The following is a 17,962-nucleotide window of genomic DNA, read 5'->3' as shown; positions in this document are numbered from 1 at the left end:
TCCCGTCCTTTACAGCCGCGGCCGGTCATCCGTATTCTCCGGGCGTGCCGAATTCTCAACCTTAACTTCCGCCGTGGTTTCATCCCTGATGGCTTTGACCTCTTCGGTGATGTCAATACCGGCAGGACAAAATGTTATACAACGACCGCAGCCCACACATCCCGAACTGCCGAACTGGTCGATCCAGGAACCGAGCTTATGCGTAAGCCACTGCCGGTAGCGCGATTTGGCCGAAGAGCGGACGCTGCCGCCGTGGATATACGAGAAGTCCGTTGTAAAGCAGGAATCCCATTTACGCCGTCGTTCCGCGTGTTTTCCTTTCAGGTCGGTGTAATCCTCAACCGTCGTGCAAAAGCAGGTCGGACATACCATAGTGCAGTTCCCGCAGGTGAGGCAACGCTCCGAAACCTTGTCCCAGCGCGGGTGTTCAAGGTTTCGGTACAGCATGTCCTTAATACCGGTCGTGTCGAGCTCCCGCCCCATTTCTCCCGCCGCTTTCTCCACGGTTTCCCTCGCCGCTTTTTTTTCCAGCTCACCGGCTTCCCTGTATGGAATCCCGCGGAGAACCTCCGCGCCTTTATCGGTGCCCGCCTCTACCACAAAATAGTGCCGCTCACCATCGATCACCTCGGTTAAAGCAAGGTCAAAACCTATGGTTGCTCTCGGACCGGTTCCCATCGAGGCACAAAAACACGTACCTCCCGCCTTTCGGCAGTTTACCGCGACAATGAATGCTTTCTTCCGCCGTAAAGAGTATGCGGTATCTTCGTGCTTTCCGCCGGTCAGGACTTTGTCCTGGATGGACATGGCGTGCAGGTCGCACGGACGCACACCTATAAAAGCGTATTTGGGTATCTCTTCACTGCCGACCTCGGTCTTAAAACCGCCATCCTCACGTTCCGCCCGCCACAAACGCGCCGCCGGCGGGTGGAGATATCTCTTCCAGGACTGAGGCCCAGGGCCGTAATCGAAATATGCCTTCTCCTTCTGCTGCTTCAGCCGGTAGGTGCTTTTTTCCTGCTCGTCCGTCCAGGCGACAGGCAGTTCATCAACAGAGGTCAACTCATCGTAGACTATGGCGCCATTCCTCACGGTGGGGCCTACTATGCGGTAGCCCATTCCTGCGAGAAGGTCAAAAAGCTTCCCGAAATCCTCTTTTTCAATTACCACCTGACCTCCGATTTTCAGAGATGGTTCCGGCACGCTTCTCCCTCCAACATAAAGGATTGAGAGTAACTATTCAGGTGTCCTGGTTGTCGGGCGCGGCGACTTGTCCACTTCCAACTTCACACTTCTCACTTCCCGATTGACCAAGCTTATATATGAACGCCGGGTCTGAGAAACACTAAGCGGCTGAATAGTTACGCTTAGGATATCCGATCCGGCAGCGGTCTAACATAAAAAAGGGAGCAGTCTTGCAACTGCTCCACCCCCCTACCCCATTCTTCAAGGGGAATTTTTCTCGAAACCCTTATTGCTGTCAGTTCTCTCTTAAGAGTTTTTATTCTCCATATTTTCACGAAAACCTTCTACTCCGTAAAAAAATACCTATATTTCTGCACCCATTTCATAGGCATGTCGTTAATCCGGCAAAAATCCGAGTACTCTTGCACAACCGGTCTTATTTCCGTGTCTTCTTCCCTCGCCTTTTGAACAAAAGAGTCTATTCCCCTTTTCAATTCTTCTTTATCCCCGCAATCATGTTTATGCTGATAGAGCAGGTTCACAAAACGTTCGCGCATTTTGTGCTCCTTGCCGCTTGTCCTCCGGCACTCGGAGCAGGCTTCGTTTTTCCCGTTTCCGTAAAAAAGATGCTTGCACCAGCGGCAGATGCGGAATTTGCCTTTCCAGCCGTGTAAAAAACTAAACGTTGTTTCTATAACCGCGGCATGGAAAAGCGTAGGCGCGGACGCAATCCACCCCAATCCCAGCCTCGGGTGCATTATGGGAACCACTTTGCATTCCAGCCAGAGCCTCCCCCACTGCGCCATCGCCCATCCCGGAAAGCTGTGAGGCTGGCGGTTGGTCCTTGCTTTCCCCCTGGCCGCAGCCATGCCGAGCGTCAGCGAATTGACGCATGTGACCGGCTTTATCATATCGTCCTCGTTTGAAACTCCCGTCAGTTCTACAAGCTTTTGAAGATCGTTGTCTTTATAAAGATTGTATATGTAGACGGAATACCAGCCCAGTTGGGTTTTCTGCCAGTCTCCCGCATCTATATCCCAGATGTATTCGGTGCCGTCAGGTCTAAAAAATATATTTGCCTCCATGATATAAGAAACCATAAAAACCATAATGCTGTATCCTCGCAGGTAAGATTGATATTATTACCAAGATTCTTACGCGAAAAATAAACGTATGTTGTAATGGCGTATTTTACCTGCATTATAACATGATGGTAAGACCATGACAATTCTCGTTTTTCTCTTTTCTCTTGTTTGTATTTGGCTATTATACTATTTCTCTTGCCTGAATCCTCGGTTATGGGCGCCTGCCTTCCCAAATCAGCTTCCAGGAAACATTGTCTTCACAGGCAGACTTTTCTAGACCGTAAAGGGTCTTTTTTCCAGATAACCGTCTCTTACCGTCTCTCCAGCTGTTGATGGTATTAATTAAGCAAAAATCCGCAAAACCTCGCGGCAAGCGGATTCTTCAGTCTTTATGGTGCCGAAGGTGGGAGTCGAACCCACACGGGGGTTACCCACACGATTTTGAGTCGTGCGCGTCTGCCAGTTCCGCCACTTCGGCTCGGCCTGTATACAACTCATATGATAACACAGCATCCTGGTACCGGCAAGTCTCGATACGACGCTAAAACATTCGCTTTCTTGCCAGGGTGTAAGCGGCTATGCCGCAGAAACCAACGGTGATTCCCAAAACCCCGAGGAATGCAGACGGCCAATTCTGGAAAGGCAGCCGCACATTCATCCCGAAGAAACTGGAAACAATTGTGGGCAGGGAAAGAACAATCGTAATAGCAGCCAAAAACTTCATAACCATATTCAGGTTATTGGAGATTAAAGACGCAAACGCATCCATCGTATCGGTGAGAATAGAACTGTATATCGTACTCATCTCAATGGCCTGTTTATTCTCCGTGATTACATCTTCCAGAAGGTCTTCATCGTCCTCGTACATCCTGATTAAATGCCTCCCGGAACCCTCCGTGTTCTTCACCAAATGAGTGCGAAGAAGCTTCTCCATCACTATTCCGTTGGCTTTTAAGGAAGTGGTGAAATAGACCAAACCCTTTTGAATCTCGAGCAGTTGTAAAAGCTCCTCGTTTTTCATAGAGCGGGAAAGACGGTGCTGCAGCTCAGTGCTTTGTTTGTCTATTTGACGAAGGTAACGAAGGTACAAAGCGGCGATCTTCACCAGCACCTGCAAGAAAAAGCGCGTCTTCTTGAAGGTATAAAGGTGATCCGTGGCGCTTATTAGATCCGAAAACAGGGGGTTATCCTCCAAACAAACAGTGACCACATGATCTTTGGTTATGACTATTCCAAGCGGAATGGCATCGTAAAGAACGGAATCCCCCTGTTTTTTCCTGACCGGAATTTTCACAATTATCAGGATCTGATCTGAATTTGGTTCAATACGGGGCCTTTCTTCATCATCAAGAGGATGGCGGAGAAAATCGCGCTCGATTCCCGTCTTTCGACTGACCGCGTCGGTCTCGACTTCCGTTGGCGCAATCAAACAGATCCAGGTGTCCTTTCCCTCCAGTCCCTGCAACTCCACCAACTTGTCCGCCTCTGTCCGGAAGACCCTAAGCATAACACTTCCTCCACCTTTTACAAGCAAATACAAAATCCTTGTTTGTCTAAATACTATGGATAGCATAACAAAACAGCAAATCCAGGACAAGTGTTCAATTCATGAAATGGGCTAAAGTTGCGGCAGGGCTTTCCAAGAATACTTGATCAAGGTATTATTAATGAAGGGCATTATTGCAGAAAGAGGCGTTGCATTCACTTTGAAAACGGGTGTTATTTGCTACCTATCGCTTGGTAAAACAGAAAGTGAGACGGCATATGATCTTGCGGAACTTAAGGAGCTTTTAAGAAACATCGACATTGAAGCCGCCGCAACCGTCGTACAGCACCGTGAACCGGACCTCAACTATCTTCTCGGTGAGGGCAAAATCGACGCGGTTAAGCAGCAGGTGGAGCAAGAAGGACTGTCCGCGGTCGTATTCAATCGCGAGCTTTCGCCCCGTCAGGTAAAGGCGCTTGAAGACTTATTCGGCGACGTTGAGGTTTGGGACCGCACCCAGGTCATTTTAGAGATATTCCGCCGCAGGGCACAGTCCCGCGAGGGTAAGATTCAGGTCGACCTGGCGCGCTTTACTTACCTCTACCCGCGAATGCTTGGCTTGGGAGGAGTTTTATCGCGCCTCGGAGGCGGTATCGGCACCCGCGGTCCCGGTGAAACGAAACTTGAGGTATTACGCCGTACCGCTCGCGACCGGATCCATGACCTGCGAGAGGAACTCGCGTCAGTGCGGAAAAATCGCGCCCTGCTTCGTAAGCAGCGTGAAAAGGAAGGCATTCCGACCATCTCGCTGGTGGGTTACACCAACGCCGGCAAGTCAACCATTTTAAACGCTCTTGCCTGGACCGACCAGCCGGTTTTAGCCGAAGACCGTCTATTCGCGACACTCGACCCGGTAAGCCGCCGCATCCGGCTTCCCTCCGGACGCTTCGCTCTCCTTACAGATACCGTCGGTTTTATTAAAGAGCTGCCTCCAAAGCTCAAGGAAGCCTTTAATGCCACTCTCGAAGAGCTTAAGGTAGCGGACCTGCTGCTGCACGTCGTTGACCTTGCAAGTCCCCACATTGAGGAGCAGATATCGTCCGTCGAAGGCCTTTTGAACGAACTCGGTCTGTCTGAAAAGCGTTTGCTAAAGGCCTATAACAAAATGGATCTTTACCGTGGGTTCCTCCCGGAGGACGGCGTTGTGATTTCCGCACTTAACGGGACCGGTCTTGATCTCGTGCTGTTGCGCGCCGAGGAAATCCTCTTCCGGGAAACCGAGATTACTCTGTACATCCCATTCGACAGTCTGGGGAAAGTCAGCCGTTTCCGCGAACGGCTGCGGGTGCTGGGTGAGACATACCTTCCCGAAGGAGTGCGCTTAACGGTACGCGGCCGGGCAGCTGACCTCGAAAGACTAAAGGCGGAATTCAGAAACTGATATTTTTAATCGGTACCGGTAATCCAATGATATGTCTTCCGGTCTTTGTGTAAGAAACCATACTGTTTAGTAAGAGCTGGGCTAATTGTTTTATAAACACGCACTGAGCCTGTATATTAAAGGGTGGAATACGTCCGTAAGAACGTCTTTTATTACTTATTTATCGACTTTCTACGAACGAATCTCAGGCCGTCCGGGTCATCTTACGGAAGTCGGCTGTGGTCGGAATCCGGTCCAAACATCCTTTAGCAATTCTGTTCCCCCAAACATACCCTGTAGTCAAAAAGATAAGAGGAGAACCTCATGGGGGAACATCTCAACCCCGATACCATAATCGAAAAAATCCGCACGCTCACCGATCTTTTCGTGAACGCCCAACACCAGGATGGAGCCTGGTATTACTGTTTTGAGGCAAGTACCATTACCGATGCTTATGCCATCATTCTGATGCTTACCTTAAATATAAACGAGAGCGCGTTTATTCACGAGCGTGTGGACAGGATCCTTGCCAGCCAGGAACCCTCCGGTGTTTGGAAGCTTTTTCACGACGAACCCGAAGGTAATTTGTCCCTGACCACCGACAACTACTTTGCCCTTCTTGCTTCGGGATATGTCAAAAAGGACTCGCCGGAGATGCTGCGGGCAAAGGAATTCATCCTTTGCAAAGGCGGACCTCGAAAAGCCGGGGCATTCACCAAACTCATGCTGACCCTTACCGGAAAACTCCCGTGGAGTGACCAGCCGAACATACCGGTTGAAATAATACTCCTGCCGACCTGGTTCCCGGTGAACTTTTTCGACCTGGTCGGTTACAATCGGGTTCATACCGCACCTATTCTGGTTTGCGCGGATAGAAAATTCGTCTCAAGGGTACCCGGCGACCCGGACATCTCCGATCTCTTCCCTCCTTCTCAAAAACAGGAGCCCGTACCGGAAATACCCCGGTTTCTTCATAACTACATAACCAATAAAATAGGAAAAATTCCTTTATCCCGCAACGCAATTCACGATTTGTCACTGAAGAAACTTGAGGAGTTTATACTTGATCGGATTGAGGAAAACGGCACCCTATACAGCTACTTCACAACCACCGCGCTGATGATTTTTGCGTTGCGCGCTCTGGGATATGACAAATACCACCCGGTTATCGTAAAGGGCGTTGAAGCCGTTAAGAATATGGTCTGCAGAATAAATTCGGTCTATCACCAGTTGGAGACCACCTCGACCGTCTGGGACACAGCGCTAATCACCTATGTCCTGCAGGAAGCCGGCCTTCCTTATTCAGACAGAACAATCTTGAACGCGGCGTCATTCCTACTGTCCAAACAGCAAACCAAATACGCCGATTGGAGCGTTCATAACACGAAGGGAAAGCCGGGAGGGTGGGGTTTTTCGTATTGTAATACAATCAATCCCGACGTAGACGACACGTCTTATAGTTTACGTGCGCTTCACGGACTTGCCGCTAACAACGGCGAGCCTTACAATACCTCTTGGGACAGAGGTCTTCAGTGGCTGCTGAGCATGCAGAACAATGACGGCGGCTGGCCTGCTTTTGAAAAGAACACCTATAAGAAGTGGCCGGACCTGCTGCCGATTCCGGGTGCAAAGTCGGTCTGGACCGATCCTTCCGCCGCAGACCTTACCGGGCGGACAATTGAATTCCTCTGTAACCATGCCGGAATATCCGCCGACGATGACCCTGTAAAAAGGGGGGTAAAGTGGCTGTTAAAAAACCAGGAGGATAACGGCTCGTTTTTCGGCCGCTGGGGCGTATCATACATTTACGGCACCTGGGCTGCAGTCACAGGACTTATGGCGGCAAAAACAGGAGTATCCCCTGCCGTCGAGAAAGCGGTTGACTGGCTATTATCAATACAGAACCGTGACGGCGGCTGGGGCGAGTCGTGTTTGAGCGATCATGCCAAGAGGTATGTGCCTTTGGATTTCAGCACACCGTCTCAGACGGCGTGGGCGGTGGATGCACTGGTCAGCGCAGGGCTTTGGGACCATCCGGCGGTAAAACGCGGCGTAAAATCTCTTCTCGCGCCCGTCGAAGACCAACCGGTCGCGTCGTCATACCCTACGGGTTCAGGCTTGCCGGGCGGCTTTTATATTAATTATAACAGCTACCGTTACACATGGCCGCTTCTGGCGCTGAGTCATTATCTTAAAAAAATACGCTAATCGTCGGATAACACCACACAGTCCCGGCCCCTCTCTTTCGCCCTGTACAGCGCCCGGTCCGCGCTTTCGATCAACATCGTTGTGTCCATCCCGTTTTTAAATTCGGACGCCCCGATGCTCACGGTTATGTATATTTCTTCTGTTTCTTCACCGCTTCTGCATTTCACAGGGTTTTCCGCGAGAACCCTTTTAATTCTTTTCGCCACCATCCTTGCCATGTCGAGACCGGTTTCCGGGAGCACAACCATAACCTCGTCGCCGCCGTACCTTCCCGCTACGCAGCTTTCCCGCAGGCTGTCTTTAATCGCCCTGGACACGGCCTTAAGGGCGAGGTCTCCCGCGTAGTGACCGTACCCGTCGTTAAACGCCTTGAAGTTGTCGACGTCAATCATCAGCAGGCTGAGTTTCCTGCCGTACCGCTTGGCGGTGTTAATGCTCCTCATAAGGTAGTCTTCCAAAAACACCCGGTTGTACAGCCCCGTCAAACCATCGCCTATCGCCCTGTTGTACAGTCTCGCGTTTTCTATCGATACCCCGGCCTGGTTGCATATCAAGTCGAGCACCCACAGGTCATCCTCGCTGAACAACCCGCTTACCAACCGGTTGTCGAGGTATACCACCCCCAGCACCTCACCCCTTACGATGATGGGAGCGCACAGTACTGATTTTGCGCGATTTGCACTCCGCTCATCACCTATTCCCTGCCCCGATGCGATATCGGTTATAATGGATTCCTTCTTTTCCAGAACGAGTTGAACCACGTTCGTGTCTATCTCCGACCTATCGTTTTCCAACGCCGCTTCCTTTATGTTTCTTATTACCTTTACCTCCAGTTCGCGCTCCTCTTCGAATTCCTCGGGGTAGAGTAATAAGAAGCCCCTTTCTGCGCCAACGTGTTCGAAGGTACAGTCCATTATTTTTTCTAATAATTCATCCAGGTCAAGTATCGAGCTCAAATAGCGGCTGGTATTCATAACCGTGGTTATTCCCCGCTCCCTCTTCAGCCTTTCCCGGGGCGTCCTTTCCCCGCCCGTCTCTTCCTCTACTGTTTTTTCAAGCATCCCCACGCACTCTCTCAAGAACCCTCCGGCGCCGATCTCCGAAAAAACCTTCCGGGCCCTGGACCAGTGGTCCTGCGCCTCCGCAACACGATTCTGCCTTTCAAGAAAATTGCCGTATTCGAGACAACAGCGCCCGAATAAGAGCCTGCGACCGATCTTCTCGGTCTGTTCCAATGCCTTCTTAAAATATGCTTCCGCCTTGCGATTCCTACCGACCAGAGTACAATACCGGGCCGTAACCATCAGCGCGTCGCCGTAATGGTTCACCCACGGCCTTGTCTTCTTGCGGGCGCAGGCGCATGCATGTTTTATCCGCCTTATTTCAACTTTCCTTTCCCTGGATCCCAGGGTTTCGTCGCTTACACCCTGAATGTAACTCCCGATGTACGCCTGGGCCAAATACGGGTAAAGACATGACGTATAGTCTTTTAAGAAGGCGTATCTATCGTTTAGTATCTTCGCCCGCTCCAAATATCGTACGGCCTCGGCCCACTTTCCTCTTCTTATTTGGATAAACCCAAGGTATATGTTTGTGCTGCAGTGAATAAACCATATCTTCCTATGCAAACTCAACCGCAGGCTTCTGCCGCCCCATTCTTCCGCGCTGTGCAGCTCACCCTTTTCGGCGTGCAATATCGCCAGTTCCCCGCCGCAGGAACAGAGTCCGTAATCGTTGTTTGTTCGGCGGCTTATCTCCGCATATTCGGCGAAATACTCGTTGGCGAGAGCCAGGTCGCCTTTATAACGATGGGCTATCCCTAGACCCATCAGTGACATACCCAACTCCCACATATCCCCCAGCCTTTCGTGTTTTTCTTTCGCCTGCCGGAATACGGTGATGCTTCTTTCATACTCGCCTTTCCACGAATAACAGTACCCTAACTGCTGGAGGCTTTGCGCCAACCCCAATTCGTCCTGGAGGTCCCTCATCATGGCTATCGCTTCGTTATGATGGTTTATGGCCCGGTCGAACATGGGGATCGCCATGCACATGCTGGCATAGCCGCCGATACACATACCCAGCTCTTTAGACTTACCGATCCTCTTCTCCGCTATATTCAGCATACGCAGGACCGAATGCGTAAACTTATGGATATCGCTTAGAATGTACATCCAGTTCAAAACCCGGTACGACCGGATTATTTCCAAGTCTTTAGGCCAGGGAGATCTGTCTTTCCGCAGAAAACGCCTGGACAATAACGAGTTAGTTACATGAACAATCAGCTCGGCCGCCAAGGAGAGTAACACGTGAATCTTTTTGCGCGGTATCCTTTCCCCCAGTAAGGCCAGCCCTTTGGCGATATTCTCCTCGCAACCTTCCCAGTCGCCTTTTTTAAAATAGGCGTTACCTATTAGGCGATATATTTTAGCCTTCTCGAGAGGCGTTTCTTTCAATGACAATATCTGACGAGCGATTTCGACAGCTTCGTCGTTACGCCCTGTGGTAACGAAAACCGCCGTCAGGCCTTCCTGCGCCCTTATCCATTCCCGGTTCTTTCTCTGCCCCTTTCGCTCCAGGTTTTTTAGGGCCGCGGTGTAGTACTTGACTGCTTCATCGTTAGCATATCTGTCTTTGGCTTTCTCCGCCGCGGGCAAGAGATACTCCAGCGCTTTTTCATCGTCTTCACCTTCCGTATAATGGTGGGCAAGATCATAAAAAACCGGCTCCAGGTTGTCCCGGTTCAAACGCTCAATCGCCCCGGCCACCCTCAGGTGCAGGTCCTTCTTCTCCTCAGGGGCAAGTTTCCCGTAAACGGCGTCCCTTATCTTATCATGCGAGAACAGCAGCCGGCCTTTTTCTTTGCTCTCCTGCAGGAACTGCATCACCAGGGCTTCATCCAATAATCGCACTATCTCTTCTTGTTTTGCGTCAAGGACTTCGTACAACAACATTGTCTCGAACTCTCTGCCCATTACGGCGCCTGTACAAAGTAGGGCCTTAAGCCCATGCGGCAGATCGACCATTCTTCGCAGTATTATGTCAACTACATTCTTCGGCACCGGCATTCGTTTTATCTTGTACCAGTCCTCATGCCACTGCCCTTCCGCCCACGTAATCGCCTTTTCTTCCACCAACCCCCTGAGCATCTCAATTGTATGAAAACTATTGCCGCCTGTCCTTTCATAAAGGTAGCGCGCGAGTCCTTCTGTCTTCTCCTCGGATGATCCGAGTATCAACGCAACCATTCTATTCAAATCATCTATGTCCAACCGGTGAAGTTTTATTTCCTCAAAGGCAAAACCCTTGTTCGCCGCCTCCCGTCTGATTCGATTCAAGCTGTTCTGTCCGTTGTATTCGTTACCTCGATAGGTTCCCAATACCAGTAAATTGGAGCCCCCGATTCTTCCGGCGATCTCTTCCAGCAGGTTCAAGCTGCCTTCATCCGCCCAGTGCAGATCGTCTAAGAACAGCACGCATGGACCTTCTCTTCCCGCCAGATTGCAGAAAAACTTTGCTGCAACCATCAGAAACCGCTTGTTTTCACGCTCAGGGTCGAGTGGTACCAAGGCCGGGGTTTCCCTGAGAAGTTTTCCGAACCGCGGGTTCATTTTGACAATGATTTCTCCGAGGTCTCCCAGTACTTCCTGTATCCTGCCTATTTCTTTCGAGCGCTCATTCTCTGTGGTGTTCTCCAGCCTTATGATGTAATCGTTGATAGAGTCGCGGAACGGCCTGTAGGGAACCTTCCCGCCCTGATCCAAACACCGGCCGCACAGGAAAAGCCCTCCCTGTTCATAAACGTGAACCCTCATCTCTTCGACCAACCTGCTCTTGCCTACTCCCTCCTCACCCTTAATGAAACACATACACCCTTTTGATTCCGCGGCCTTACGGTTGAGTTCCATAAGCTTTTCAATTTCTTGTTCCCTTCCTATCAGTCTTGTCTGGTACGTTAGTTTAACCTTATGGTCTTTTTCACCGATAATGTAGTCGCTTTCTCCTTTAAGCCAGCGCTCCAAATCATACAACAATCCTCGAGCATCCTGGTACCTTAACTCCGGTTCCTTGGCCAGCAGTTTCATTATTATTTCTTCGAGTACCCCGGGTATTTCAGGGTTCTTCTTCCCCGGCGGCACCGGAACCACCGCCACCTGCTGGTGCAACATCTTGCGTATTTCTGTAGCCGTAAACGGCAGCACGCCGGTCAGCAACCGGTAAAATATCACCCCCAGGGAATACAGGTCGCTTCTTTCGTCTACCCTCCGGTTCATCATCCCTGTCGCCTCGGGAGACATATACCCGAATGTTCCGACAACCTCCCGCTCCCGCTTTATTTCACCTAGTTCGATCGCCAGTGAAACCCCAAAATCAAGAATCTTTGCTGAATACCGGCCGGTTGTCTGAAGCACTATTATGTTTCCGGGTTTAATGTCCCTGTGGATTACTCCCTTTGAATGCACGTAACTCAGCGCGTCCGCTATTTGCCTTATAATATCGACAACATCCGCCAACTTAAGGTTCACATTGTTGCCGAGGTATTTCGACAGTGTATCCCCCTCAAGCAGTTCCATAACGATATACGGCCGGTCCTCGTATTCACCGGCAGCGTATGACCTTACAATGTTCTGATGCTCAAACCCACACGCCAGCTCTATTTCTTTCTTGAACCTGATTATGTCTTCAACATGCCTGGATGTTACCTCGCGTTTCAGAAGTTTCACCGCAACCCGCCGGTTGTCTATAAGATCCTCGGCGGCAAAAACAACACTCATTCCGCCTTCTCCAAGTAGGCCGACCAACTTGTACCTGCCGTCGATGATTGTTCCCGGTTTTATCCGTGCCGCGTCAGACATCGCTATTCTCCGCTTTCAGGCCAGCACCGGCCTCCCACTCGGCGACCCGGCACTGACTTGCTTTATAAACTTGTTATCGGACTTTTGTTAAATAAAATTTATTAAACAACCGGTTAGCGCTTTATAAAGGCTCCTATGCTTTTGATCAGGAGTAATAATCATTGCATAGTACGCCCAATGGACATAAGGTAATAAATTACGACAAAATAGTCAAGTCTCGGTATCGTTTGTTTATCCGTTTTCTGATATGTTGTTATATATAAACACACACATCAACTCTTTGTTTGCTTTTTTCGTCATAATACTGTTTACTGCGCCGCCAAATCCGCAAAGCCGCCGGCTGAAACACTACTTTTAAAGCATTGCCGGTCGGGAATCGGACAGCCTTGCCTGTTTCCTGTTTTTGTTTTAAAATTAATTAAATACCTTAAGGGGAGGTTTGATATGAAAAGGTTTTTAGCTTTTTGGCTGGCGGCGGTTTTGGTCCTTGCTCTCTTAAGCCTTGCAGGTTGCGGCGGCGGTAGTAAGAGCGAAACCGAAAAACCGACAGCAGGCACGGCGGGAGGCTCAAGCAGCTCTAATGAAGAAATATCCGCCGCAGACCTATTTTCAAAGGGAAAACAGATTAAGGGCATGTCCTACGACTACATCTACACTATGCCGCAAGAAACGATGTCCGGGAAGATTTGGATCGAGGGAAAGAGTATGAAATCCGAGAGCACCGTTAGCGGACAAAAAGTGGTCACGATCATCAACGGCGATACAAACACTATGTATACATACTATCCAGACCAAAACACGGCGATGAAGTTTACCTCACCGGAACAGTCCCAGGAGGTCAAGACTCCGACGGAGTATACCGATACCGTCGATCCGAACGTCGTTAAATATACTAAAACTGAGGTTTACGACGGGGCCAGGTGCAGGGTGTATCTGGTAGAAAACCAGACGACCAAGGAACAGGTTAAGATGTGGGTGCGGGAAGACTGCGGCATCCCGGTCCGCGTGGAAACCACCTTGTCAGACGGCACGAAGATGACGATGGAGTATAAGAATCTTGAAATCGGGTCGTTACCTTCCGGAACCTTCGATCTTCCCGCGGGAGTAAAAGTGACCGACATGAACGATATGATGAACACGATGCCCAAGATGCCTGATGTGCCGGGGCAGTAGGTCCCAGTTGTCTGATTAGTCGTTGAACTTCGATAAGCCTTCCGGCGGAATAAGTCGGAAGGCTTTATTTTATTGTAAACATCAGTCCTCAGTGTTTTCACCAACGGAACCTCTTATCATCCCGCATAACCGAAAGCCGCGCGCCGAAAAATAATCCCGGATGCAGTTTTCTCTTTGCGAATAAATTCGATTGCCGAGGGATTTAAATGCCTTTTGAAACGAAACCTGAAGGCGGTCTCGCAACCACGTCCCGCCAAATTGAACCAGAACCCGACAGCGGTCTCCTCGGCGCCGTTTATATCGGAAACAAGCGCTGCCGTTTCCGCGTTTGGGCTCCTTTCGCGGAACGGGTTTCTGTCAGGATTACCACGCCTCAGGAACGTTTGATAACGCTCAAGCGAACAAGCGCGGGTTATCATTACGGTCTGGCGACAGAGGTGGAACCGGACAGTCTTTACTTTTACATTTTGGACGGGGAGAAGAAACGGGCGGATCCCGCCTCAAGGTCGCAGCCTCGCGGTGTCCACGGCCCGTCTAGGGTGGTGGATCCCGCCGCCTTTACCTGGTCGCATGACCGCTGGGTCACCCCGTCCCGCAAGGAGCTCGTGATTTATGAACTTCACGTGGGAACTTATACGCCTCATGGCACTTTCGAGGACATCGTTTCCCGTCTGGGCTACCTGAAGGATTTAGGAATCACCGCCGTGGAATTGATGCCGGTCGCCCAGTTTCCGGGAGAACGCAACTGGGGGTACGACGGTGTCTTCCCTTACGCGGTGCAAAACTCATACGGCGGGCCCGAGGGTCTGAAACGTCTGGTGGATGCCTGCCACAACAACGGGCTTGCCGTCATCCTCGACGTGGTATACAACCACCTGGGACCGGAAGGCAGTTATCTTTCGGATTTCGGACCTTATTTCACCGACCGCTACCGGACCCCCTGGGGTCTCGCACTCAACTTCGACGGGCCGGACAGCGATAATGTCCGGCGGTTCTTTATCGAAAACGCGCTGTACTGGGTCAGCGAGTTTCGAATAGACGGCCTCAGACTTGATGCCGTTCATGCCATTATCGACACATCGGCGACCACCTTCATTGAAGAGTTGGCCGAAGCGGTGCACCGCCTGGCGGAAAGGCTTGCCCGGCGGGTATATGTTATCGCTGAGAGCGACCTGAACAACGCCCGGATGATCCAGCCCCGCGTGGTGGGAGGCTACGGGCTTGACGCCATGTGGAGCGACGACTTCCACCACGCCCTTCACGCCCTGCTCACGGGCGAGAGAACAGGGTACTACCAGGACTTCGGGCCGCTCCGCCTTCTTGGCACCGCCCTGCGTGACGGGTATGTGTATTCCGGACGTTATTCCATGTACCGCCGCCGGAAGCACGGAAACCCGCCCCGCATGTTTACCCCGGACCAGTTGGTGGTTTTTGCTCAAAACCATGACCAGGTCGGGAACCGCTCCCGCGGCGAAAGGTTAAGCGCTCTGGTTTCCTTTTCAGACCTCAAGCTTGCCGCCGGGATGGTGTTTCTCTCCCCCTTTCTCCCCTTAGTATTTATGGGTGAGGAATACGGCGAAACCGCACCCTTTCAATACTTTACAAGCCATTCCGACCCGGCGCTCATTAAGGCGGTCCGAAAGGGACGGCGGGAAGAATTCGCCTCATTCAACTGGGCAGGCGAGGTGCCCGACCCACAGGACGAATCGACCTTCCGCAATTCCTGCCTGAACTTTGAATTAAGATTGCACGGACGGCATAAGGTTCTCCTTGAACTATACCGGCTGCTGATCGCGTTCTACCGGCAACTGCCGGCCCTTTCTGCCCCCGACATGGGAAATATAGATGTGTTTATCCTGGAAAACAAAAAGGTTTTAGCTATTCAGCGCCATTACGCAGACAGTGCGGCTTTTGCTGTATTCTCATTCAGCAGCGCGGCTGAAACCGTTACGCTTCCTACCGTACCTGGAAAATGGCGCAAACTTCTCGACTCTTCGGAAGAGCGTTGGCTCGGTGAAGGCGAGACTGTCCCATCATTAATCGAATCATCCGAAGACGCCGGAATAACTCTCGGCCCAAAGATGTTCGCTGTGTTTGAGCGAGTGAAGGAGGACTAATTACAGTGGACCGCTATCTGTGCATCCACGGCCATTTTTACCAGCCGCCGCGGGAAAACCCGTGGCTGGAAGACATCGAACTCCAGGATTCCGCATACCCTTACCACGACTGGGACGAACGAATCACCGCGGAGTGTTACGCCCCGAATACGGCGGCGCGCATCCTTGACGGCGATTGGATCGTTAAAATCCTTAACAACTACGCCAACATGAGCTTTAATTTCGGTCCGACTGTTCTAGACTGGATGGAGCAGAACAAACCGGAGGTCTACCGGGCGATAATCGAATCGGACCGGGAAAGCCGTCAGAACTTTTCCGGGCATGGTTCGGCGCTCGCCCAGACCTATAACCATATGATCATGCCTCTGGCCTGCAAAGAGGATAAATATACTCAGGTGTTCTGGGGGATTCGGGATTTTGAGCACCGCTTCGGCCGGAAGCCGGAAGCCATATGGCTGCCGGAAACGGCGGTCGACCTGGAAACGCTGGACATCGCTGCTGAACAAGGTATTTCATTTGTAATCCTCGCCCAGCACCAGGCCCGGAAGTACCGTGCAATCGGCTCGTCCGCCTGGGAACAGGCGGGCGACAAGGGGATCGACCCTTCGATGTGCTACCTGCTTAATCTCCCGTCCGGAAGAAAGATAAATATATTTTTTTACGATGGTCCCGTCTCCCGCGCGGTGGCCTTCGAGAAGCTTCTGGCCAACGGCGAACGCTTCGCGAACCGCTTGCTCGGCGGCTTCAGCGATACACGGACCAGGCCCCAGCTTATGCACATAGCCACCGACGGTGAGACTTACGGCCATCATCATTTTCATGGTGACATGGCGCTGGCGTACGCGCTTAATTTTATTCGAGCCAACAAGTCCGCTGTCCTCACCAATTATGCGGAGTTCCTTGAACTACATCCGCCCACCCACGAGGTTGAAATAATCGAAAACTCCTCCTGGAGCTGCCTTCACGGCATTGAGCGCTGGCGCAATGACTGCGGCTGCAATGCCGGGGGACATCCGGGCTGGAACCAGGCTTGGCGTACACCCCTGCGAAACGCCATGAACTGGCTCAGAAATGCGCTGCGCCCAAAGTACGAGGAACTTGCCCGCCGGTACATCCGCGATCCCTGGGTGGCGCGGAACGATTACATTTCGGTTATCCTTGACCGTTCCACCGAAAACGTGGACCGGTTTCTGGGAAAACACGCCGTGCACCCCCTCAACCCTGCGGAAGAGGTCAATGTCCTTAAACTGCTCGAGATGCAGCGACATGCGATGCTGATGTTCACGAGCTGCGGCTGGTTTTTTGATGAGCTGTCGGGGATCGAAACGGTTCAGGTCATCCAATACGCCGGCCGCGCGATTCAACTGGCGCAGGAATTGTTCGATAAGTCATACGAGCCGGAATTTCTTGAGCTGCTATCCAAGGCTAAAAGCAACATTGAAGAATACCGGGACGGCGAAAATATTTATCAGAAGTTTGTCAAGCCGGCGATGCTGGACCTGCCTAAGGTGGGCGCCCACTACGCAATCAGTTCCCTCTTTAAGGATTACGGCGCGAAATCGCAGATATACTGCTATAACGTCGAACAAAAGGACCGTCACGACCTTTCGCAGGACGGAACGAAAGCGACCATCGGACAGGTGGAGATTAGTTCCGTTATTACGCGGGAATCAACGTCCCTGAGCTATGGGGTGCTTTACTCCGGGGCACACAACATCAAAGGCGGTGTCCGGATGTATCGGGGGGAAGAAGACTACCGGCGGATGCTCGTAGACGTAAATGCCGCCTTTAACCGTTCCGAAATCCCGGAAGTGCTCCGGCTTTTGGACCAGCACTTCAAAGGCATGACCTACTCGCTGGGACAGCTTTTCCGTGACGAGCAACGTGCGATAATCAATAAGATTCTTGACTCCACGCTCGAAGAAGCCGAAGCGGATTACCGGAGGATTTTCGACAGACAGGTTGAACTAATGCACGTTTTGAAGGAACTTAACATCCCGCAGCCCAAGGCTTTTCATACGGCAGCCGCGTTCGTGGTTTCTTCGGGACTGCGCCGGGCGTTTAAAGACGAAATGCCCGACTTGGAAAAGATATATTCCCTGCTGAACGAGGCCAAGTTGTGGGAGATTAAACTCGATGAAGCGCGTATTGCTTTTGCCCTTGAAGACAGCCTGGGACGACTCGCGGGAAAGCTGAGCGAGAATCCTTACGATACCGAAATAATCGGGCGACTGGATGCCGTGATTGAAATGGTACGCACACTTCCTTTTGAGGTAAACCTCTGGAAGCTCCAAAACAGCTTTCACGGTCTGCTGCATACGCTCTATCCGGACATGCAGCAGAACTCCGAGCATGGAGAGAAGGGTGCCCGGCACTGGCTCAGCCGTTTTACTTCTTTAGGAGAAAAGCTTCGGATGAAAGGAACGGCCTGA

At 51.4% G+C, this 17,962-nt stretch carries 9 protein-coding genes and 1 tRNA gene; 5 read left to right on the top strand and 5 right to left on the bottom strand.

Annotated elements, in window-relative coordinates:
- Positions 1-9 precede the first annotated feature (9 nt).
- From AB1500_09720 to AB1500_09705, 4 genes are all read right to left on the bottom strand, one after another.
- Entirely contained in the window at positions 10-1,203 is a 1,194-nt protein-coding gene (locus AB1500_09720) for a 4Fe-4S dicluster domain-containing protein (protein MEW6183433.1), read from the bottom strand.
- A 326-nt stretch (positions 1,204-1,529) separates the two neighbouring features.
- Positions 1,530-2,294, bottom strand: a complete 765-nt coding sequence (locus AB1500_09715) for a hypothetical protein (protein ID MEW6183432.1) — start codon at positions 2,292-2,294, stop codon at positions 1,530-1,532.
- A 368-nt stretch (positions 2,295-2,662) separates the two neighbouring features.
- Positions 2,663-2,748, bottom strand: a tRNA-Leu gene (locus AB1500_09710).
- A gap of 63 nt (positions 2,749-2,811) precedes the next feature.
- Positions 2,812-3,777 (bottom strand): magnesium transporter CorA family protein, encoded by a 966-nt coding sequence (locus AB1500_09705; GenBank protein ID MEW6183431.1) that lies wholly within the window; start codon positions 3,775-3,777, stop codon positions 2,812-2,814.
- 199 nt (positions 3,778-3,976) lie between these two features.
- On the opposite strand from AB1500_09705, the gene hflX reads away from it, so the two are divergent.
- Both hflX and AB1500_09695 read left to right on the top strand, forming a co-directional pair.
- A complete protein-coding gene (gene hflX, locus AB1500_09700; GenBank protein MEW6183430.1) occupies positions 3,977-5,197 on the top strand; it encodes a GTPase HflX in 1,221 nt (406 codons plus the stop codon).
- Positions 5,198-5,500: 303 nt separating this feature from the next.
- Positions 5,501-7,384, top strand: a complete 1,884-nt coding sequence (locus AB1500_09695) for a prenyltransferase/squalene oxidase repeat-containing protein (protein ID MEW6183429.1) — start codon at positions 5,501-5,503, stop codon at positions 7,382-7,384.
- Here AB1500_09695 and AB1500_09690 read toward each other — a convergent pair.
- Positions 7,381-12,240, bottom strand: coding sequence for a diguanylate cyclase (locus tag AB1500_09690; protein ID MEW6183428.1), 4,860 nt, complete (start codon positions 12,238-12,240; stop codon positions 7,381-7,383). The two genes, AB1500_09695 and AB1500_09690, sit on opposite strands and share 4 nt — an antisense overlap.
- 444 nt (positions 12,241-12,684) lie before the next feature.
- Here AB1500_09690 and AB1500_09685 point away from each other — a divergent pair, with 444 nt between their 5' ends.
- The 3 genes from AB1500_09685 to AB1500_09675 all read left to right on the top strand — a co-directional run bounded on the left by AB1500_09685 (position 12,685) and on the right by AB1500_09675 (position 17,962).
- Complete coding sequence (locus tag AB1500_09685) at positions 12,685-13,413, top strand: hypothetical protein (GenBank protein MEW6183427.1); 729 nt, start codon at positions 12,685-12,687, stop codon at positions 13,411-13,413.
- A 206-nt stretch (positions 13,414-13,619) separates the two neighbouring features.
- The gene (gene treZ / locus AB1500_09680; protein MEW6183426.1) at positions 13,620-15,530 is read left to right on the top strand and encodes a malto-oligosyltrehalose trehalohydrolase; all 1,911 of its coding nucleotides are present in this window, start codon (positions 13,620-13,622) and stop codon (positions 15,528-15,530) included.
- A 5-nt stretch (positions 15,531-15,535) separates the two neighbouring features.
- Positions 15,536-17,962, top strand: coding sequence for a DUF3536 domain-containing protein (locus tag AB1500_09675; GenBank protein ID MEW6183425.1), 2,427 nt, complete (start codon positions 15,536-15,538; stop codon positions 17,960-17,962).

It is taken from the genome of Bacillota bacterium, from assembly GCA_040755295.1.
In the GTDB taxonomy this organism is placed as follows: domain Bacteria; phylum Bacillota; class Desulfotomaculia; order Desulfotomaculales; family Ammonificaceae; genus SURF-55.
This window is presented reverse-complemented; position numbering and strand designations above follow the sequence as displayed.